Below are 18,482 nucleotides of genomic sequence, written 5' to 3'. Positions count from 1 at the left end.
TTTTTCCTGTGTATCAACTGCGGCCGATCAGTACTTCGGCACGCCGTTGTCCACTTCGTCCGACCAGGCGTCGATGCCGCCGGTGACGTTGAACACCTTGCTGAAGCCCAGCGCACGGAACTGCTCTGCTGCCTGCGCGCTGCGGCCACCGTGGTGGCACAGGAAGGCCAGGGCGGTGTCCTTCGGCAGGGCTTCCAGCTCGGCGCGGCCGTTGCCATCGAAGCTCTTGAACGGCACGCCGACCGCAGCGATGGCACGTTCTTCGGCCGGGCGCACGTCCACCAGCATCACGTTGCCGGCACGCACCAGGTCGTCGGCATCGCGCACGCTGATTTCCTGCACCGGCTTGGGCGCGTTCGGGTTGTCGATCGCCAGGCCCTTGCCACGGATGTCGTCGACCCAGTCGATGGTGATGCCGTCGGCGCGGCGGGCACTGGCCAGGTCGAACTGCACGCGCAGACCGTTGGACTCGGCGGCGATCGCGCCTTCGTCGTACGGAGCCAGCTGGAAGTTCGGCTGGAAGCGCGCATCGATGCCCAGCTGCAGCGACGCACCCGGCGAATCGGCCAGCGCGCCCTTCAGCATTTCCACTGCGGCCGGGGTGACGGTGATGCGCGGCGGGGTGCGGTCCGGTGCGGCCAGGCCCAGCACGCTGCTCAGCTCACCGCTGGCGGCCATCTGCAGCACGATGTCGCTGCCGCCGACCAGTTCGCCGTCGATGTACAGCTGCGGGATGGTCGGCCAGTCGCCATAGGCCTTGATGCCTTCGCGGATCTCCGCGTCGGCCAGCACGTTGACGTGGGCGAACTCCACGCCCAGGTCCTGCAGGGCACCCACGGCCTTGGCCGAGAAACCGCACTGCGGCATCGAAGGCTGGCCCTTCATGAACAGCACGACGCGGTCGTCGTTGAGGATGGTTTCGATGCGCGAACGCAGGGCGGGATCGAGGGACATGGCAGTCATGGGTCCGAAAATTCGAATCATCAATTCTACCCCCCATGGCATCATGGGGAATGACCAGCGCAGGAACATTGCATCGCATCCCGACCCGGCCCTGGCGCTGGGTGCCCTGGCTGGTGCTGTCGCAGTTGGCTGTGATCCTGGCCTGGGTGCTGGCTGGCTGGCACTGGGGCCTTGCGATGATGGTGGCAAGCCACGCGTTGTTCATGGTGCCGGTGTTCCTGCCCAACAGCCGCTTCTACGCGCCGGTGCTGAGCCGGTTGCCCGATGCCGGCAACCGTGTCTGGCTGACCATCGACGACGGCCCCAGTGAGCAGACCCCTGCAGTGCTGGATCTGCTGGACCGGCACCAGGCAAGGGCGACCTTCTTCCTGGTCGGCGAGCGCGCATTGGCGCATCCGGCCCTGGTGGAGGAGATCCTGCGTCGCGGACACGACCTCGGCAACCACAGCCACAGCCACCCGCAGGCGCGCTTCTGGCGGCTGGGTCCGGGCACGATGGCGGCGGAGATCGAGGGTTGCCAGCATGCGCTGCAGACGGTCAGCGGGCGACCGGTACGCTGGTACCGCTCGGTGGTGGGCATGACCAACCCGTTCGTGGCACCGGTACTGCGCAAGCTGGGCCTGGTGCGCGTGGGCTGGAGCGCCCGGGGCTACGATGGCGTCGGCTGCACACCGGACGGCGTGCTGGCGCGTCTGCTGCCCGACCTGCGCCCGGGCGCGATCGTGCTGTTGCATGAAGGTGCCGCCCACGGCCACAACCTGGCCATCATCGAACGCGTGCTGCAGGCGCTGGACGAGCGCGGCCTGAAGGCCGAACTGCCGGCCGGCTGACCGGTAGCGCCGGGCCACGCCCGGCGAGCGCCAGGCGCAGCAAGAGCGAAGCGACCCGCTTTTGCTCTTCGCTTTTCTCCCTTGTCTTCCGTGGTGGACGCCCCCGTAAACTGTCCGTGGCCGGGTGGGATGGGCTGTGCGGGGTATCCGCGCCATGGATGGCGCGGCTAAGCCCCCAAGGATGGGTTCACGGCGTCCCCGCGCAGCCCATCCCGCCCGGGCAGCCCTCGTAGACCGCTGCCCACCACGAGGAGCTCAGCCGTTGGCCGCAGTTCCCGGACGCTCGGCAACCAACAGCCAGCTGTTGAACGGTGTGCGCCCATGCAGGGGACGCAACGGAGCCACCTGCAGCCCCGCCTCGGCCAGCGTGGCCTGCAGCCGCTGCGGATCCGGGTAGTGACGCGGTCGCGTGCCCATCCAGCCGACCAGCCACGCCAGGCGATCGGCCACCCGCGTGGTGCGGTCGCGGCGGTCGCCGGTCGCCAACGGCGTACGCAGCAGCAGGCGGCCACCGGGCGCGATCCGCGCGCTCACCACGCGCAGCAGCTCCAGCTGCGGCGCTTCGTCCAGGTACTGCAGCACATCCAGCAGCAGCACATGCCCTGCATGCGCTGGCAAGGGTGCCTGCACATCCAGACAGTCGAAACGTGCATCGGCCAGGTCGGTGCCGGCGCGCTGCGCACGCGCGATCTTGTCGCTGTCCACGTCGACCCCGAGGTACACCTGCTGGCGGCCGCGCTGGCGCAGCACGTGCGCGAACAGCCCCAGTCCGCAGCCCAGGTCGAGCACCGGCTGGCCGTCGTCGGGAAGGTGCTGCAGTACGCCGTCATACAGCGGGTCGCTGCCCAGCTTGCCGCGGGTGTAGTAGTAATCGCGGCGGCTGCCCCAGGCATGCATCGGCCGGAAGGACTCGGCGATCAGGCGTGCCTGTCCGGCATCAAGCGGCGAACAGGGCAGGGGCGTGCCGTTCCGTGGCGTGCCGTCCATCGTGTCAGTCCGTTCTGCCCAGCAGGTGCGCTGCCACCGGCAGCGCACGCGCGCTCCACAGCGCATACATCCGTGCGGACGGGTGCAGGCCATCCTCGGCGATCATCGCCGGGTCTGCGCCGTTGTCGCGGCTGATATCGGTGATGTCGACGAAGGCCACACCCTGCTGGGTGCTGATCACCTCGGCGGCCGCGTTGAACTCGTCGGTCTCCAGTTCGACGCGGGCCAGATCGCGACCGCTGCCTGCGCCGTACGGCGTGGTGCCCCAGTCCGGGAAGGACAGCACCAGCACGTGGTCCGCGTGGCCACCCGCAAAACCGATCGCACGTTGCAGCAAGGCCTGGAACTGCACCTGGTACTCGTCCAGCGGGCGCCCGCGGTACTGGTTATTGACGCCGATCAACAGGCTGACGAAGTCGAACGGTCCTTGCGGCGCCACCTCGTCGATGCCGGCGTCGAGCTCGTCGGTGGTCCAACCGGTGGTGGCGATGGTCTGCGGGTCGGTCAGATCGATGCCCTGCGCGCGCAGGGCGGCGGCGAGCTGATGCGGCCAGCGGCCTTCGGCCGCGACCGCTTCACCGATGGTGTAGGAATCGCCCAAGGCCAGATACGACAATCCCATCGATCAAGCCACCGACCGGCGGGGCTTCAGCGGCACCACCTTGGTGGCGTCTTCGGCACGGCGGGCGAGGGCACGGTCGATACGGGCGAACACGTCGCGCATCACCGACGCCTCCGGCAGCAGGGTCACGCGGAAGTGATGGCGGTAAGGCACGTTGAAGCTCGAGCCCGGCACCACCAGCACGCCATCGTTGTTCATCAGGTCCAGCGCGAAATTGTGGTCGTCGAAGCCCTTGGCGGCGGCACCGACCACGGCCGGGAACGCGTACAGCGCACCGGCGGGGGCGACCAGCGACAGGTGCTCGCTGGCCTCGCAGGCTTCGATCACCGCACGGCGGGTTTCATACAGACGGCCGCCCGGTGCGCACAGCTCGGAAATGGTGTCCGGCCCATTCACTGCCGCGTCGATGGCGTACTGGCCCGGCACGTTGGCGCACAGGCGCAGTGCGCCCAGCAGATCCAGCGCGGCGCGGAAGTCGCCCAGGCGCGCGTCGTCGCCGCTGAGGTGGGCCCAGCCCACGCGCCAGCCGCAGGCACGGTGCACCTTGCTCAGGCCGCTGAAGGTCAGGCAGGGATGGTCACCGGCCAGCGGTGCGACCGGCTGGAACACCGCGTCGTCGTACAGGATCTGGTCGTAGATCTCATCGACCAGCAGCAGCAGGTTGTGGCGTCGCGCGATCTCGACCACGCGCTCCAGCAGTTCGCGCGGGTAGCTGGCGCCGCTGGGGTTGTTCGGATTGATCAGCACGATGGCGCGGGTGCGCGAGGACACCAGCGTCTCGATCTCGCTCGGGTCCGGCTGGAAGCCGTTCTCGGCGGCGCAGCGGTAGTACACCGGGCGGCCGTCGTTGAGGATGGTCGAGGCCGACCACAGCGGGTAGTCCGGCGAGGGCACCAGCACTTCGTCGCCCGGGTTGAGCAGCGCACGCAGCGACAGGTCGATCAGCTCGCTGACGCCGTTGCCGACGAACACCCGGTCGGGGTGGGCATCTGGTGCAGCACGGCGCGCATACGCGGCGGCGATGGCTTCGCGGGCGACCGGCAGGCCCTGCTGGTGGGTGTAGGGATCGGTGCGGCCCATGTCATCGGCGATGGCGCGCTGCAGGTGTTCCGGTGCACGGAAGCCGAAAGCGCCGGGATTGCCGATGTTGAGCTTGATCAGCTTGTGGCCCTGCGCTTCCAGCTCCCGGGCTCGCCGCGCCAGTTCTCCGCGGATTTCGTAGCGCACTTCGGAAAGGCGCTCGCGGATGACCAGGGGTTTGGGCGAGGGAGTTGACATGGGCGGTGGGCCGCAGAAGGCATGGGGGTTCCATGGTAGCGGAATTGCTGCAGCGCATGGCAAGGGCTGCAGGGCCCGCCAACATTGGGCTGGGCGGCATCGCACAGGTAGAATGGCGGCGATGACCCAGACCCCCGATTTCACCGCCCTGCAGACCATCGGCTGGCCCTGGCCGGGCCCGCCGCAGCAGGCCGACTGGCAGGCTGTGATGGCTGCGCACCCGCAGGCCCGCCCGGCGCGGGTGATCGAACAGCACCGCACCCACTACGTGGTGGCGGATGGCCCGGAGGCGTCGATCAAGGCCGAATCGTTGCCGGAATGGCAGCGCCCGCGTTTCCCCAGCCACGAACGGCCAGCGGTTGGCGACTGGGTGCTGCTGGACGGCATCCGCATCGTCGCCCTGTTGCCGCGACGTACCGCGATCAAGCGTGGTGCCGCCGGTGAGCATTACCATCAGCAGGTGATCGCGGCCAACATCGATACCGTCTTCATCGTCTGTGGGCTGGATGCGGACTTCAATCCGCGCCGTATTGAACGCTACCTGCTGCTGGTGGGCGGTGGCGGTGCCGAACCGGTGGTGGTGCTGACCAAGGCCGACCAGACCGAGTACAGCGAAGACGCGCTGGCGGTACTGGAAGAGCTGGAGATGCAGGGCATTGCCCTGCACGCGATCAACGGCCTGGATGCGGACAGTGTTGCAGTGCTGGAGCCGTGGCTGGGCCCCGGCCACACGGTGGTGCTGGTGGGGTCTTCCGGTGCGGGCAAGTCGACGCTGACCAACACGCTGCTGGGCGAGCAGCGGATGAAGACCAACACGGTGCGCGCCAACGATTCGCGCGGCCGCCATACCACCACCCACCGCGCGCTGATGCCGCTTCCGATGGGCGCGTGCCTCATCGACACTCCCGGCATGCGCGAACTGAAGCCGACCGGCGAAGAGACGTTGGCCGAGGGCGGTTTCGCCGATATCGAAGCGCTGGCCGCGCAGTGCCGCTTCCGCGACTGCATGCACCAGCAGGAACCCGGCTGTGCCGTGCGTGCGGCGATCGACGCCGGTGAGATTGAAGAGAGCCGGCTGCAGAACTACTTCAAGTTGAAGGAAGAAGTGGCCGCCGCCGCCGCGAAGCTGGCCGTGCGCCAGGCCGAGACCGCGCAGGAGCGTGGCGGCAGGAAGGGCAAGGGCCAGCAGTTCCGCCCCGCGGGCAAGCCGCGTAGGCGCTGACCCGGATCGCGGGGTCGGATCCCATTGCGCCGCAATGGGCTCTGACCCCGGCAATGATCCCGCTACTGCCTGCTTCTGGTACGTGCCAACCTTGGTTGGCACGAACGCGTCCGAAGCCCGCCGTCGGCGGCTGCCAACCAAGTTTGGCACCTACCAAAGCAAGGGCAGGGCGCTATAGTCCGCCCATGGAACCGACCGCGACGCTTGACCGTGACGTGGCCCACCATGCAGCGCTCGATGCGCGCCTGGTCGAGGCCGTAGGAGGCATCCGCCTGCTGGGCCTGACCAGTTGGCCGGCAACCCTGCAAGCACCCTTCCTGGACAGCGTGGCCCGCGGCCAGCCGAAGCTGCCGGTGGTCGACTACCCGAAGCTGGACTTCAGCGACGAGCGTCGCGCGCTGGCGGCGCTTGCTGCCGAATGCGATGAAAGCCATCCGCTGGGCCATTACGTGCGGCAGTCCGCGCAGAGTTGGGATCTGGCTGCGCAGCTGCTGGAAGGCCTCGGTACCGCGGCCGTGGATGCCTGCTCGGTGCAGTTGTTCGGTTCACCCGAGCAACCATTGCCGGGCAACGGACCGAGCACGCGCGATGCAGCACGCCACTTCATCCAGATCGCCGCCGAACTGGATCACGAACTGCTGGCACCGGAAGAACAGGTGCCGGTTTCGGCGATCGCGTTGCAGTTGCAGCTGCAGAATGACCTCGATGCGTTCTTTGAATCACGCATCATCCAGGTGCAGCTGGACCCGGATCTGGTCTCCAAGGCGGCGGCCGGAGCGACCCGCATCCGCCTGCGCACCAGCGCGCGTTTCAGCGCCTACGACCGCGCGCAGCTGTTCCACCACGAAGCGCTGGTACATTCGCTGACAGCGTTGAACGGTCGCGCGCAGCCGGTGCTGCCGAGCCTGGCGCTGTCCTCGCCACGGGTGACGGCCACACAGGAAGGGCTGGCGACATTCGCCGAGCAGATCACCGGCAGCATCGACATCGAGCGTCTGAAGCGCATCAGCCTGCGTACCGAGGCGATCGCGATGGCGCGCGAAGGTGCGGACTTCATCGAGGTATTCCGCTACTTCTGCGATGCCGGGCAGAACCCGGAAGAGAGCTTCGCCTCGGCGCAGCGGGTCTTCCGCGGTGTGCCGCCGACTGGTGGCCTGGCCTTCACCAAGGACACGGTGTACCTGCGCGGGCTGGTGTCGGTGCACACGTTCTTCCGCCACATGTTGGCCGAGGATCGCCTGCAGGTCTGTCGCTGGTTGTTTGCCGGCAAGATGAGCCTGACCGATGCGATCGCGTTCGCGCCGCTGTTCGAATCGGGCGTGCTGAAGCCACCGCGTTGGCTGCCGCATTGGATGAGCCGGGCGAATGGCCTGGCCGGCATGCTGGCGTTCTCGCTGTTCGCCAACCGCATCCGGATGGACCAGCTGGCGCCGGAATGAAATGCGTTGGCGGGATGATGCGCTGGCGCCTTGATTGATATCGGTTGGCGGCGGTGGGGCACCCTGGCCAGGACACGCCGTAAACCCATCCATGGGGGCTCGATCGGCGCATCCATGCGCCTCACGGTCCTGGCCAGGGTGCCCCACCGCCGCCAGACAGTTTCCCGCGCGGGCGGCAGCACATCACCGCGCCGAAGGGATTGCGCTTGAAAAGCAAAGAGCCGGGCACTGCCCGGCTCTTTGCTTTTGCTTTTGCTTTTGCTTTCCATTGCCTCCGCGCCGGGGCGGGAAACTGTCGAGCGAGGTGGGACGGGCCGAGGCAGGACCGTGAGGCGCATGGATGCGCCGACCGAGCCTACAGGGACGTACTTGCGGCGTGTCCTGCCTCGGCCCGTCCCACCTCGCCCCGCTGCGGCATCCCCGCGCCGCAGCGCCCGCTTTCGACTTAGAACTCCGCCGCCACCGTCATGAACACCTGCCGCGGTGCACTCGCATGGATCGCATACCGCGTGCCCTTCGGATCGGTCGGTGCGAACGAACTCAGCTGGCCCGCATAGCGCTTGTTGGTCAGGTTGGTCGCGTTCAACGACACCCGCACGTTGCGCAGGCCCATGCCCGGGCCGAAGTCGTAACCGGCACCCGCATCGAAGGTGGTCACGCCCGGCACCGACTGGTCGTTGGTGTAGGTGTAGTAGCGCTTGCCGGTGTACTTGGCGCGCAGGCTGGCGAAGAAGCCGTCGCGGTTCCAGCTGATCTCGCTGGACGCCATGCGCTGCGGCGTATCCACGGTGATCTTGCCGGCCACCGGCACGATCGCACCGCCCGAGGTGTAGTCATCCTCGTAGGTGGTCTTGTTCCAGGACAACGCGTTGTACCACTGCAGGCCATCGACCGGCTTGAGGATGAAGGTCAGCTCGGCACCGTGGCTCTTCACCGAACCGACGTTGATGAAGCGCGTCACGCACTCCGGACGCGTGCCGACTTCGATGCTCGAGCACGGGTTCAGCGACAGCAGGCGGTTGTCGAACTTCACGTTGTAAGCCGCGATCGAGGCCTGGTATTTCTCGCCGAAGGTACGGAAACCCGCTTCCAGGCTCTTGGACTTCTCCGGCTCCAGGCCGGCGCTGGCCGCGAACGATTCCGGCGACACCTGCAGCGGGCCACCGCTGCCGCCGCCGACGAAGGCAGCAATGTTCTCGGCGTACGAGGCGAATACTTCGTTGTTGGCGTTGAGCTTGAAGCCCACGCCCAGCTGCGGCAGCACCGATTCCTTGGCGGTCAGCGTGCCCGAGGCAATGCTGGTTTCCACGCCCGGCTGGGCCTTGGCGGTCATGCGCGTGTTGGGGCTCTTGATGCCGACGTCCACGGTCAGGCGCTGGTCGAGGAAGCGCATCCTGTCCTGCACGTAGAACTGGCGGGTACGGATGTCGAAGTCCTGGTTGAACAGGCGGCGGTCCGGGTTCTGCAGGTACAGGTCGTCCAGGAACGGGCCGCTGATGTAGTAGAAATTGCGCGAGACGTTATGGTCGTTCTGTTCGTACCACACACCGGCTTCCAGCTCATGGATGCCCACCGTCCACGACAGCGCGGCGGTCACGCCGTCGCGGTTGATGGTGTAGTTGGTGCTGCGGATCGAGATCGGCAGCATCTTGTCGGTGCCCGGGTAGGACGGTTGGCCCGGTGCCCACCAGTGGCCCTGGCCACGGTTCTCATGGTGGTAGCCCAGCAGCTTCAGGCGGCCCTGCTCACCCAGGCGGATGTCGGCGTCGATCGAGTACAGGTTGTCGTCGCGCAGCGCACGGCTCTGGTAGTACGCATCGTCGATGCTGTTGACGCCGCCGCTGAACGCGCAGCGCGCCTTGTTGTAGGTGCCCGGTGCACAGTACGCAGCCGCGACGGCGCGATCCCAGTCCGGTGCATAGATGTTCCAGTCGTAACCCAGGCCGCGCGCCAGCATGTCCTTGGACAGGTAGGCGTAGTTGGCCTGGCTGGCACGCGAGGTGGCGACGAAGGCGCCGAAGCGGTTGTCGCCCACGTTCCACACCGCCTTGGCGTTGAACTGGCGGGTGGTCTGGTTCTGGTACGGCGCGGCCCACATGTCCTGGTCCTGGTGCACGCCGGAGACATAGGCCGAGAAACCGTTGATGTCGCCGGTGTCCACGCGCAGGTAGCCGCGGCGCTGGTTGTCATCACCCGCGGTGATGCTGGCGCGGCCGCCGAACTCGGTGGACGGATCCATCGAGAAGTACTGGATGGTGCCGCCCAGGTTGCTGGTCGAGGCCACGCCCAGCGAACCGATGCCCTGCGACAGCTCGGCGCCTGCCAGGTTTTCGGCGATCAGTGCACGGGCGATGCTCAGGCCGTTGTAGTTGCCGTAGCTGTTGTCGCCCAGCGGAATGCCGTCCAGCGTATAGCCCAGGCGGCTCTTGTCGAAGCCGCGCAGGCTGATGGTCTGCGATTCTTCATTCGCACCGAACGCGTCGTTGGACTGCACCGACACGCCGGGCAGGCGGTCGAGGATCTTCTGGCCGCTGGTACCTGGCGGCAACACCTGCTTGTCGACGGTGGTGATGCGCTGCACCTGGCGGGTCTCGCCCTGGCCGATGACCGAGACGGTATCCAGCGTCTGCGCGCTCAGCGCGGTATCGGCGGTGGCGTCGGTGGCTTCAGCGGCGTGGGCGCTGGCGGCGGAAAGCGCGATCGCCACAGCGATCGTCAGGTATCGGGTCTGCATGATGGTCCATTGCATGGGGGATGGTCACCGGCCCGGGGGCGCGGCGCATGGCCACTATGCGAACGGAACATGAAACCTTGTTTACGAAAAACCAACGAATGGCGTCGTGGGGGAAGCCGCGCAGGGCGTGAATCTACCGGGGGAGGGGAGTAGACCCACGCCCTGCGTGGAAAGAGCTAGCCCATGTACAGGCCACCGTTGACCGGATAGTCCGCACCGGTCACGTAGGAGGCCTCATCCGAGGCCAGCCAGGCACACAGGCCGGCCACTTCTTCCGGGCGACCCAGACGTCGCACCGGCACCGACGCGGCCAGTCGATCCAGCACGTCCGGCGGGAAGCTGCTGATCGCCTGGCTGGCGATATAGCCTGGCGACAGGGTATTCACGGTGACCCCGCGCGAGGCGACTTCAGCCGCCAGCGCACGGCTGAAACCATGCATCGCGGCTTTTGCCGTGGCGTAGTTCACCTGGCCGATCTGGCCCTTGTGGGCGCTGACCGAACCGATGTTGATGATGCGGCCCCAGCCACGCGTGGCCATGCCATCGACCACCTGCTTGGTCAGGTTGAACAGCGAGTTGAGGTTGGAGGCGATCACCGCATTCCAGTCCTCCACCGTCATCTGCCGGAACAGCAGGTCGCGGCTGCCGCCGGAGTTGTTGACCAGCACGTCCACCTCGCCGACTTCGGCACGCACCTTGGCGAAGGCCGCCGTGGTCGACGCCCAATCGGTCGCGTTGCCTTCGGAGGCGATGAAATCAAAGCCCTGTTCGCGCTGCTCGCGCAGCCAGTTGGCCTTGCGCGGCGAGTTGGGTGCGCAGCCGGCGACCACGGTATGGCCGGAACGGGCCAGGCTCTGGCAGATGGCAGTGCCGACACTGCCCATCCCGCTGGTGACGTAGGCGATGCGAAGAGTCATTGCAGAACGCTCCTTGGCAAGGGAATCAGGTCGTGAAGGGGTAGAGCCCGAACAACAGGCCGCCGATCATCAGCAACAACGAAATGGCGATCGCCCACTTCAGGGTGAACTTCTGGTGGTCGGCGAATTCGACCTTGGCCAGCCCCACCAGCAGATAGGTGGAGGGCACCAGCGGGCTGAGCAGGTGCACCGGTTGCCCGGCCAGCGAGGCGCGGGCCATTTCCACCGGCGTGATGCCGTAGTTGCCGGCCGCTTCGGACAGGATCGGCAGCACGCCGAAGTAGAACGCGTCGTTGGACATGAAGAAGGTGAACGGCATCGACGCTACAGCGGTGATCACTGCCAGGTAGGGGCCCCAGCTGTCGGGGATGATCGCCAGGAAGCTGTGCGACATCGCTTCGACCATGCCGGTGTTGTTGAGGATGCCGGTGAAGATGCCCGCGGCGAAGATCAGCGCCACCACCGACAGCACGCTGCCGGCATGGCTGACCACGCGGCGGCGCTGCTCGGCCAGGTTCGGATAGTTGATCACCAGCGCGATGGCGAAGCCGATCATGAACAGCACCGGCATCGGCAGCACACCGATGATGAGTGCGCTCATCAGGGCCACGGTCAGCGCCAGGTTCACCCACAGCAGCCTGGGGCGCTTGGTGTCTTCGGCATCTTCCACGGTCGGCAGCGTATTGCCGTCGTCGGACACGCTGTTGTCCATCCAGCTGCCACCCTTGGGCAGGGTCACCACGCCCAAGCGGCGGCGCTCCTTCAGGCCCAGGTACCAGGCCAGCAGCAGCACGCCGGCGCAGGCGATCACCATCGACGGGATCAGCGGCACGAACACATCGGCCGGATCCACGTGCAGTGCGGTGGCCGCGCGTGCGGTCGGCCCACCCCACGGCGTCAGGTTCATCACACCACCGGCGAGGATGGTCACGCAGGTCATGTTCAGCGCGTTCATGCCCAACCGCTGGTACAGCGGCAGCATCGCCGAGACGGTGATCATGTAGGTGGTCGAACCATCGCCGTCGAGCGAGATCAGCATCGCCAGCACGGCGGTGCCAAGCACGATCTTCATCGGGTCGCCCTTGACGAAGCGCAGGATGATCCGCACCAGCGGATCGAACAGGCCCGCATCGATCATCACGCCGAAGTACAGGATGGCGAACATCAGCATCACGCCGGTCGGCGCGATCTTCTTGATGCCTTCCAGCATCATTTCGTCGATGCCGGCGGCGAAGCCACCGATCAGGGCGAAGATGATGGGAATGGTGATCAGGGCAACGAGTGGCGACAGTCGTTTGCTCATGATCAAGTACATGAACGTAATGACCATGCCAAAGCCGAGGATGCTCAGCATCATCTGCGGACTCCTAGAGGAAACAGGACGTGGGACGTGGAAGGGGCCCGGGAGCGTGCGCGCCCGGGAAAAACGCGTTTAGAAGTCGAACTGCAGGCGCCCGGTGACCGCACGCGTGCGGTCCAGCGTGGTGCCGGCCAGGCGATCGCGGTTGCGGCTTTCGATCACGTTGAGCATGAAGCGCAGGTTGTCGCGCAGGTACCAGTTGCCGCCCAGCGTCCAGCCTTCGGTGCTGCCTCGACGCAGATCGGGTTGGCCATCGAGGTGCTGTGCGCCCCACATCTGGTCGTAGCGCAGGGCCACTTCGAAGGCACCGGCCTTGTGGCGGATGTTCTTGACCCGGGCGAAGCGGCCGGTCTTGCGGTCGTAGGCGCGGCTCTCGCCGGTGACGAACCAGCTGAGCATGCCGTAGGCGGCCATCACATCACCGCGCTGGGCCCCGTCATCGAAGGTGGCGCCGCTGAACTCGCCCTGCCATGACAGCGGGCCGCGCACCTGCGCGTATTCCAGCGACCACTTGTTGACGTCGGTATCGCGGCCGGCGGAGAAGTCGACCAGGGTCAGGCGGCTCTCGTCGGACAGATGGCCGGCCGGACGCGGCCGGATCTTCAGGCCTGGCGTGCCGTTGCCGCCCGGGTTGTCGTAGGCCTCGCGGGCCAGCGACAGGCCCAGGTGCAGCACGTCGCCGTCGCTGGGGGCCGGTGCCCAGGTGACGCGGCCACCGGCGGCGCGGCCCTTCACCTGCCAGGCATCGATGCTTTCCAGGCTGTACACGCTGGCTGCCCAGGTGAAATCGCCCGGATTGGCCTGCCAGGACGCGCCCAGCCGGTACAGCGGTGCCAGCGTGGTGCCGGCGTTGCCGCGCTCCAGGAAGCTGCCGTAGTTGGAGCCGGTGCGGTCATCCAGCGAGAAATACTGCTTGAACTGGCCCACGGTGAGCCGGCCGGCATCGCCGAAGCTGCGGCTCAGGTAGACGTCTTTGGCCTCGACGCGGTCGCCGGAGAAATCGGCTTCCAGCTTGTAGTCGACCACGAAGAACTTGCCGGAAACGTCAACCCAGGCGCGGCGGATCTCGGTGTCGTCCTTGTTCGGCGTGCCCCGGTTGTCGTTGTCGAAGGTAGCGAAGTCCAGGTGCAGGCGGCCGCCGACCGTGGCGGTCACCGGACGCTCGTCCTCCGCGAAGGCCGGCGCGGCCAGCGCAGCCAGGGCCATCATGGCGGCAGGACGCCGCCAGGCAATGCTCAATTCCACAAACCCTCCCAGGTGCACGCCAGGCGCGCGGCAATCGTGGGCACCGGACGGTGCGCGGCCGCAGTCTGTGTCGCGCAAGCTGTCATCGTCCTGTCAGCGGTTTGTGCGGTGCAGCGTAAAAGACCGCCGGGCATGGCCCGGCGCTACCCATGCGGTGTACCCCGGTAGCGCCGGTCCATGACCGGCGGGCGCACCCTGCGCCATGCGGTAGCATTCGTTTCCCCCCTCACGCCCCCGCCCATGCGCCTGCTGCTGGTCGAAGACAACCCGGACCTGGCCGATGCGATCATCCGTCGCATGCGCCGCAGTGGTCACGCGGTGGACTGGCAGGCCGACGGCCTGGCCGCCGCCAGCGTGCTGCGTTACCAGAGTTTCGATCTGGTGGTGCTGGATATCGGCCTGCCCAAGCTGGATGGGCTGCGGGTGCTGGCCGGCATGCGTGAGCGCGGCGACAGCACCCCGGTGCTGATGCTGACCGCACGCGATGGCATCGAAGATCGCGTGCAGGCACTCGATGTCGGCGCTGACGACTATCTGGGCAAGCCATTCGACTTCCGTGAATTCGAAGCGCGCTGCCGTGTGCTGCTGCGACGTGCACGCGGGCAGGCCAGCGAAGTGGTGCAGATCGGCGGCTTCCAGTTCGACAACGCTGCGCACCGGGTGACCCTGGATGGCGAGCCGATCGAGCTGCCCAACCGCGAATATCGCCTGCTGGAGATCCTGGTCGGGCGCATCGGCCAGGTTGTGGGCAAGGATGAGATCGGCAATGGCCTGTTCGGCTTCGATGACGAAGCGGGGCCGAATGCCATCGAGCTGTATATCGGCCGCCTGCGCAGGAAGCTGGCATGCGCACCGCTGCGCATCACCACGGTGCGGGGTGTCGGCTACCTGCTGGAAGCCAGCGATGGCAGCACCGACACCGATGGCTGATGCGCGCGCTGCGCCTGCCGCGCCGGGATCTCTGCGGCGCACCCTGCTGCTGTACCTGGGCGCGTTGCTGGCGGTGTTCGCGGTAGCGCTGCTGTTCGCCGCGCGCGACTACGGCCAGCGCGCCGCCAACCGCTCGTACGATCACCTGCTGGTGTCCTCGGCGCTGTCCATCGCCGATTCGGTGGCATTGGTGGACGGCCAGTGGCAGGTGGACCTTCCGTATGCGGCGCTGGACCTGCTGGCGATGGCGCCGGAAGACCGCGTGTTCTACCGGGTCACCGACAGCCGTGGCAACCTGATCACCGGCTACGGCGACCTGCCAGCGTCGCCGCGTCGGCCGGGCACGCAACCGCAGTTGTTCGATGCAGCCTACAGTGGCGAGACCGTGCGTTTCGTCGTGGTCGGGCGCAGCTTTGCCGCCGCCTCCGCGCAGGGCGAGGTGCAGGTGCAGGTGGGGCAGACCCGGCGTGCGCGCGAAGCGGTGGCGCAGGAACTGGTCAACCGCGCGCTGCTGGCGATCGGCGTGTTGTCGGGGTTGCTGCTGGCACTGGTGGCCTTCGGCGTGCACCGCGCGTTCCGGCCACTGGTCCGGGTCGAGCGCGAACTGTCACGCCGCGAGCCGTCCGACCTGAAACCGCTGGACGCGCGCGTGCCACGCGAGATGGACCAGATGGTGGCAGCGTTGAACCGCTTCATGGAGCGCTTGTCCAGCAGCAATGAAACCCTGCGTGCGTTCATGGCCGAGGCCGCGCACCAGATGCGCACGCCGCTGGCAGCGCTGCGCGCGCAGGCGCAGCTGGCGCTGGATGACGACGACCCGCAGGACATGCGGCGCAGCCTGCTGGCGATCGAGCGCAACGCCACTCACATGAGCCGCCTGCTCAACCAGCTGCTCAGCGATGCCAGCGTGATCCATCGATCACATCTGCAGCGCTTCGCCACCGTGGACCTGGCCGAGACCGCGCACCAGGCGCTGCACGAAGCGCTGCCGCAGGCCGGGCCCGCCCCGCGCGTGCAACTGGCGATGACGGCCGAGCCGGTGCAGGTGCGCGGTGACGCGCTGCTGCTGCGTGAGGCCATCAAGAATCTGGTCGACAACGCGCTGAAGTACGGCGGCGATGGTCCGTTGCAGATCGCGCTGACCGCTGAGGGCGCGCAGGCCGTGCTGACCATCGCTGACCACGGTACGGGCATCGCCGCTGCGGATGCCGAACGCGTGTTCGAGCGTTTCGCACGGGGCGAGGGCGCGCCCTCCGGCGGTGCCGGCCTCGGCCTGGCCATCGTCAAGCGGGTGGTCGACAGCCATGGTGGCCAGATCGATCTCAGCAATCGACCGCAGGGCGGCCTGGTCGCCACCATCCGCCTGCCCCGGAGCAGCACATGATCCGCCTGTTCGCCGCCACTGTTGCACTGCTGTTGGCCGTGCCGGCCCTCGCTGCGCCCGGCGATGTACGCCGCTTTCCCGCACAGGGCACCGCCACTGCTCAGCTGCGCATCCACGGCACCACCGATATCGAAGTCTTCGCCGAGGTCATTGCCGACTACCAGCGGCTGCATCCGGGCAGCGAGGTGGTGTACGAAGACATCATCACCCAGGACCTGTACGCGCGTTACCTGCGTGACCGCGCCGGACCTGCGTCGCCAGATCTGCTGATCTCCAGCGGCATGGACCTGCAGACCAAGCTGGTCAACGACGGTCATGCGTTGCCGCACCGCTCGGTGCAGACCCAGGCGCTGCCTGCGTGGGCGCAGTGGCGTGGCGAGGCGTTCGGCATCAGTTACGAGCCGGTGGTGATGGTCTACAACACGCGCAGGCTGCCGGCCGCGAAGGTGCCGCACACGCGTCGACAACTGCTGGACCTGCTGCGCGCGGAAGGCGCGCCATTGCGCGGCAAGGTCGGCACCTACGATATCGAACGCAGCAGCGTGGGATACCTGCTGGCGACCCAGGATGCCCAGCGCGGCAGCATCGCCGGCGCCCTGCTTGGTGCGCTGGGGGACAACGCGGTGGTGCGCGAGGAGCGCACCGGCGTGTTGCTGGACCAGGTGGCCAGCGGTCAGTTGTCGTTGGTCTACAACGTGCTGGGCTCGTATGCGCAGGCGCGCATCGATGCGGGCGCACCGCTGGCCATCGTCGAGCCGGAGGACTACACGCTGGTGGTACTGCGCACCGCGGTGATTCCGCGCACTGGAGCGCACCCGCAGGAAGCGCGACGCTTTCTCGACTACCTGCTGTCGCCACGCGGCCAGCAGGTGCTCGCGCGCGAGGCCCGGCTGATGCCGATCGTGCGCGGCGATGCACGCGGCGACGATGCGCCCGGCCGCAGCCGCCGCCCGATCCAGCTCGGCCCCGGCCTGCTGGTCTACCTGGATGTGCTCAAGCGCCGCCAGTTCCTGGATGCCTGGCGCAGCAGCGTGGAGCCTGCGGGGCGCTGATGCCCTGGCAGCGCCGGGCCATGCCCGGCGGAGGCCGTTTGCTGCCCGTACAATGGCCGCATGAGCGAATACACCATCCTGATCGCCGATGACCACCCGCTGCTGCGTTCGGCGGTGGTGCAGTCATTGCGGCAGAGCCTGCCGCTGGCGCAGGTGCGCGAGGTCGCCAGCGCCGAAGCACTGGCCGCGGCGCTGGACGCACAGCCCGATGTGGATCTGGTGCTGCTGGACCTGACCATGCCCGGCGCACATGGGTTTTCCGCGTTGCTGCACGTGCGCGGTTCGCACCCGGACATCCCGGTGGTGATCCTGTCTTCCAACGATCATCCGCGGGTGATCCGCCGCGCGCAGCAGTTCGGCGCAGCCGGTTTCATTCCCAAGTCCGCGCCTGCAGAAACCATCGGTGAAGCCGTGGCGGCAGTACTCGATGGTGGCCTGTGGTTCCCGGCGATGGCCGCCGAGCGTTCCGAGGCCGACGCGCTGCTGGCCAGCCGCCTGGCGCAGCTCACGCCGCAGCAGTTCCGGGTGCTGCTGTGCCTGGCCGACGGGCTGCTCAACAAGCAGATTGCCTATGAGCTGGGGTTGGCCGAGAACACGGTGAAGGTACATGTCACCGCGATCCTGAAGAAGCTCGAATGCCACAGCCGCACGCAGGCGGCAGTGTTGGTGAAGGCGCTGGAGCCAGAAGGTGATGCGCGCGCTGGGATGGATGGCTGATCGCGGCAGGTCATTGAATTGACTCGTGTACCAGGTCGTTGTTGATTCTGTTCCGCTTCCTCGATCAGTTTCCGCTGATCGAATTCAGTTCCGGATCGGTAGAGAACATGAATCTGTTCTCGTATTCCGCGCCCAGACCCTCGGATGTTTCGACGTAGCCGTATGTGGGAGACGATCGGTCTGACGCCAGCCTCTGGCCCCATGCCTGGTGATCGGCATTGCTTCTGGCTCGAGCGATGCCAACGCATATGCTCAGGCCGCACGCGAGGCGCTCAAGAACCGCGTTCTGACCCATTGCGCGGATTAAAGATGATCGATAGTGCCTGGTCAGGTCCTGCGCATCAGGGCTGGATGCTGCGTCGATGGTCATGCGGTCGATTGCATCATGGGTACTACGGCTGGATCGCAGAAGGTCGTCAGCCGTCTGGCTTGAGATGCCTCTGTTTGCTATGAATCCAGACTCGACCTGAAGGTACTCGGATGTGCGTTCCGTACGATTCCCGCTCGACGCCGAAATGCCCTGATTCGACAATGTGCGGCCACGCGGGTTGGCTGAGTCGGGCGTGTCTGGATGACGCTGGCCGATGCTGCTTTCTTCTGTAATTCCCTGTTGATTCCCGTCTGCTTTCGGTGGTTTGCCATCGATGCATCCGCTGCAGCAAAGGCCGAGGAGCGTCGCCACGATCGGGCTGAAATATCTTGCAGATGCAGGAGGTGCGGGAGAAACGGGCACGATCAATGCCTCTGGTCTGGCTGGCCGATTGGCCCGGTCATGCAATTTTCTGATCTTCAGCAACGGTGG

The 18,482-nt window shown here is 66.9% G+C and carries 16 protein-coding genes; 7 read left to right on the top strand and 9 right to left on the bottom strand.

The window, feature by feature from the left end; translation table 11 throughout:
* Positions 1-27: 27 nt before the first annotated feature.
* Positions 28-954, bottom strand: coding sequence for a Grx4 family monothiol glutaredoxin (gene grxD, locus QOL57_RS09250; RefSeq protein ID WP_089238100.1), 927 nt, complete (start codon positions 952-954; stop codon positions 28-30).
* A gap of 59 nt (positions 955-1,013) precedes the next feature.
* Between grxD and QOL57_RS09245 the strand changes: the two genes are divergently transcribed.
* The gene (locus tag QOL57_RS09245; protein ID WP_089236796.1) at positions 1,014-1,793 is read left to right on the top strand and encodes a polysaccharide deacetylase family protein; all 780 of its coding nucleotides are present in this window, start codon (positions 1,014-1,016) and stop codon (positions 1,791-1,793) included.
* 255 nt (positions 1,794-2,048) lie between these two features.
* Here QOL57_RS09245 and QOL57_RS09240 read toward each other — a convergent pair whose 3' ends face one another.
* The 3 genes from QOL57_RS09240 to QOL57_RS09230 are packed head-to-tail and all read right to left on the bottom strand — an operon-like array spanning position 2,049 to position 4,680.
* Entirely contained in the window at positions 2,049-2,780 is a 732-nt protein-coding gene (locus QOL57_RS09240; RefSeq protein ID WP_089236794.1) for a class I SAM-dependent methyltransferase, read from the bottom strand.
* Positions 2,781-2,784: 4 nt separating this feature from the next.
* Entirely contained in the window at positions 2,785-3,402 is a 618-nt protein-coding gene (locus QOL57_RS09235) for an SGNH/GDSL hydrolase family protein (RefSeq protein WP_089236792.1), read from the bottom strand.
* A 3-nt stretch (positions 3,403-3,405) separates the two neighbouring features.
* Positions 3,406-4,680, bottom strand: coding sequence for a pyridoxal phosphate-dependent aminotransferase (locus QOL57_RS09230; protein WP_089236790.1), 1,275 nt, complete (start codon positions 4,678-4,680; stop codon positions 3,406-3,408).
* A gap of 121 nt (positions 4,681-4,801) precedes the next feature.
* On the opposite strand from QOL57_RS09230, the gene rsgA reads away from it, so the two are divergent.
* On the top strand, positions 4,802-5,902 hold the full coding sequence (gene rsgA, locus QOL57_RS09225; protein WP_244900665.1) for a ribosome small subunit-dependent GTPase A: 1,101 nt from the start codon (positions 4,802-4,804) through the stop codon (positions 5,900-5,902).
* A gap of 185 nt (positions 5,903-6,087) precedes the next feature.
* Complete coding sequence (locus QOL57_RS09220; protein ID WP_089236786.1) at positions 6,088-7,341, top strand: flavohemoglobin expression-modulating QEGLA motif protein; 1,254 nt, start codon at positions 6,088-6,090, stop codon at positions 7,339-7,341.
* Positions 7,342-7,786: 445 nt separating this feature from the next.
* Here QOL57_RS09220 and QOL57_RS09215 read toward each other — a convergent pair whose 3' ends face one another.
* The 4 genes from QOL57_RS09215 to QOL57_RS09200 all read right to left on the bottom strand — a co-directional run bounded on the left by QOL57_RS09215 (position 7,787) and on the right by QOL57_RS09200 (position 13,561).
* Positions 7,787-10,075, bottom strand: coding sequence for a TonB-dependent receptor (locus QOL57_RS09215; protein WP_089238098.1), 2,289 nt, complete (start codon positions 10,073-10,075; stop codon positions 7,787-7,789).
* Positions 10,076-10,251: 176 nt separating this feature from the next.
* Positions 10,252-10,992 carry an acetoacetyl-CoA reductase gene (phbB, locus tag QOL57_RS09210; RefSeq protein ID WP_025874115.1) on the bottom strand — a complete coding sequence of 247 codons (741 nt, stop codon included), beginning with the start codon at positions 10,990-10,992 and terminating at the stop codon, positions 10,252-10,254.
* A 25-nt stretch (positions 10,993-11,017) separates the two neighbouring features.
* Positions 11,018-12,346, bottom strand: coding sequence for a CitMHS family transporter (locus QOL57_RS09205; protein WP_089238097.1), 1,329 nt, complete (start codon positions 12,344-12,346; stop codon positions 11,018-11,020).
* Positions 12,347-12,424: 78 nt separating this feature from the next.
* The gene (locus QOL57_RS09200) at positions 12,425-13,561 is read right to left on the bottom strand and encodes a porin (RefSeq protein ID WP_089236784.1); all 1,137 of its coding nucleotides are present in this window, start codon (positions 13,559-13,561) and stop codon (positions 12,425-12,427) included.
* 276 nt (positions 13,562-13,837) lie between these two features.
* Here QOL57_RS09200 and QOL57_RS09195 point away from each other — a divergent pair, with 276 nt between their 5' ends.
* Genes QOL57_RS09195 through QOL57_RS09180 form a run of 4 tightly spaced genes read left to right on the top strand, consistent with a single transcriptional unit; the run spans position 13,838 to position 17,680 of the window.
* Positions 13,838-14,527: a response regulator transcription factor gene (locus QOL57_RS09195; protein WP_089236782.1), complete on the top strand. Its 690-nt coding sequence runs from the start codon at positions 13,838-13,840 to the stop codon at positions 14,525-14,527.
* Positions 14,520-15,911, top strand: coding sequence for a sensor histidine kinase (locus QOL57_RS09190; RefSeq protein ID WP_089238096.1), 1,392 nt, complete (start codon positions 14,520-14,522; stop codon positions 15,909-15,911). Before QOL57_RS09195 ends, QOL57_RS09190 begins: the two co-directional genes overlap by 8 nt.
* The gene (locus QOL57_RS09185; protein WP_089236780.1) at positions 15,908-16,963 is read left to right on the top strand and encodes an ABC transporter substrate-binding protein; all 1,056 of its coding nucleotides are present in this window, start codon (positions 15,908-15,910) and stop codon (positions 16,961-16,963) included. Before QOL57_RS09190 ends, QOL57_RS09185 begins: the two co-directional genes overlap by 4 nt.
* A gap of 60 nt (positions 16,964-17,023) precedes the next feature.
* Positions 17,024-17,680, top strand: coding sequence for a response regulator transcription factor (locus QOL57_RS09180; protein ID WP_089236778.1), 657 nt, complete (start codon positions 17,024-17,026; stop codon positions 17,678-17,680).
* A 64-nt stretch (positions 17,681-17,744) separates the two neighbouring features.
* On the opposite strand, the gene QOL57_RS09175 is transcribed toward QOL57_RS09180, so the two are convergent.
* Positions 17,745-18,476 (bottom strand): hypothetical protein, encoded by a 732-nt coding sequence (locus QOL57_RS09175; RefSeq protein WP_141134218.1) that lies wholly within the window; start codon positions 18,474-18,476, stop codon positions 17,745-17,747.
* Positions 18,477-18,482: the final 6 nt, after the last annotated feature.

Origin of the sequence: Stenotrophomonas sp. yr243, from assembly GCF_900184195.1 — a bacterium.
GTDB classification, from domain to species: domain Bacteria; phylum Pseudomonadota; class Gammaproteobacteria; order Xanthomonadales; family Xanthomonadaceae; genus Stenotrophomonas; species Stenotrophomonas lactitubi.
This window is presented reverse-complemented; position numbering and strand designations above follow the sequence as displayed.

Excerpts from the sequence above, each read along its gene's own strand:
- grxD (WP_089238100.1), bottom strand. The coding sequence starts at position 954 with ATGTCCCTCGATCCCGCCCTGCGTTCGCGCATCGAAACCATCCTCAAC.
- QOL57_RS09245 (WP_089236796.1), top strand. The coding sequence starts at position 1,014 with ATGACCAGCGCAGGAACATTGCATCGCATCCCGACCCGGCCCTGGCGC.
- QOL57_RS09240 (WP_089236794.1), bottom strand. The coding sequence starts at position 2,780 with ATGGACGGCACGCCACGGAACGGCACGCCCCTGCCCTGTTCGCCGCTT.
- QOL57_RS09235 (WP_089236792.1), bottom strand. The coding sequence starts at position 3,402 with ATGGGATTGTCGTATCTGGCCTTGGGCGATTCCTACACCATCGGTGAA.
- QOL57_RS09230 (WP_089236790.1), bottom strand. The coding sequence starts at position 4,680 with ATGTCAACTCCCTCGCCCAAACCCCTGGTCATCCGCGAGCGCCTTTCC.
- rsgA (WP_244900665.1), top strand. The coding sequence starts at position 4,802 with ATGACCCAGACCCCCGATTTCACCGCCCTGCAGACCATCGGCTGGCCC.
- QOL57_RS09220 (WP_089236786.1), top strand. The coding sequence starts at position 6,088 with ATGGAACCGACCGCGACGCTTGACCGTGACGTGGCCCACCATGCAGCG.
- QOL57_RS09215 (WP_089238098.1), bottom strand. The coding sequence starts at position 10,075 with ATGCAGACCCGATACCTGACGATCGCTGTGGCGATCGCGCTTTCCGCC.
- phbB (WP_025874115.1), bottom strand. The coding sequence starts at position 10,992 with ATGACTCTTCGCATCGCCTACGTCACCAGCGGGATGGGCAGTGTCGGC.
- QOL57_RS09205 (WP_089238097.1), bottom strand. The coding sequence starts at position 12,346 with ATGCTGAGCATCCTCGGCTTTGGCATGGTCATTACGTTCATGTACTTG.
- QOL57_RS09200 (WP_089236784.1), bottom strand. The coding sequence starts at position 13,561 with ATGATGGCCCTGGCTGCGCTGGCCGCGCCGGCCTTCGCGGAGGACGAG.
- QOL57_RS09195 (WP_089236782.1), top strand. The coding sequence starts at position 13,838 with ATGCGCCTGCTGCTGGTCGAAGACAACCCGGACCTGGCCGATGCGATC.
- QOL57_RS09190 (WP_089238096.1), top strand. The coding sequence starts at position 14,520 with ATGGCTGATGCGCGCGCTGCGCCTGCCGCGCCGGGATCTCTGCGGCGC.
- QOL57_RS09185 (WP_089236780.1), top strand. The coding sequence starts at position 15,908 with ATGATCCGCCTGTTCGCCGCCACTGTTGCACTGCTGTTGGCCGTGCCG.
- QOL57_RS09180 (WP_089236778.1), top strand. The coding sequence starts at position 17,024 with ATGAGCGAATACACCATCCTGATCGCCGATGACCACCCGCTGCTGCGT.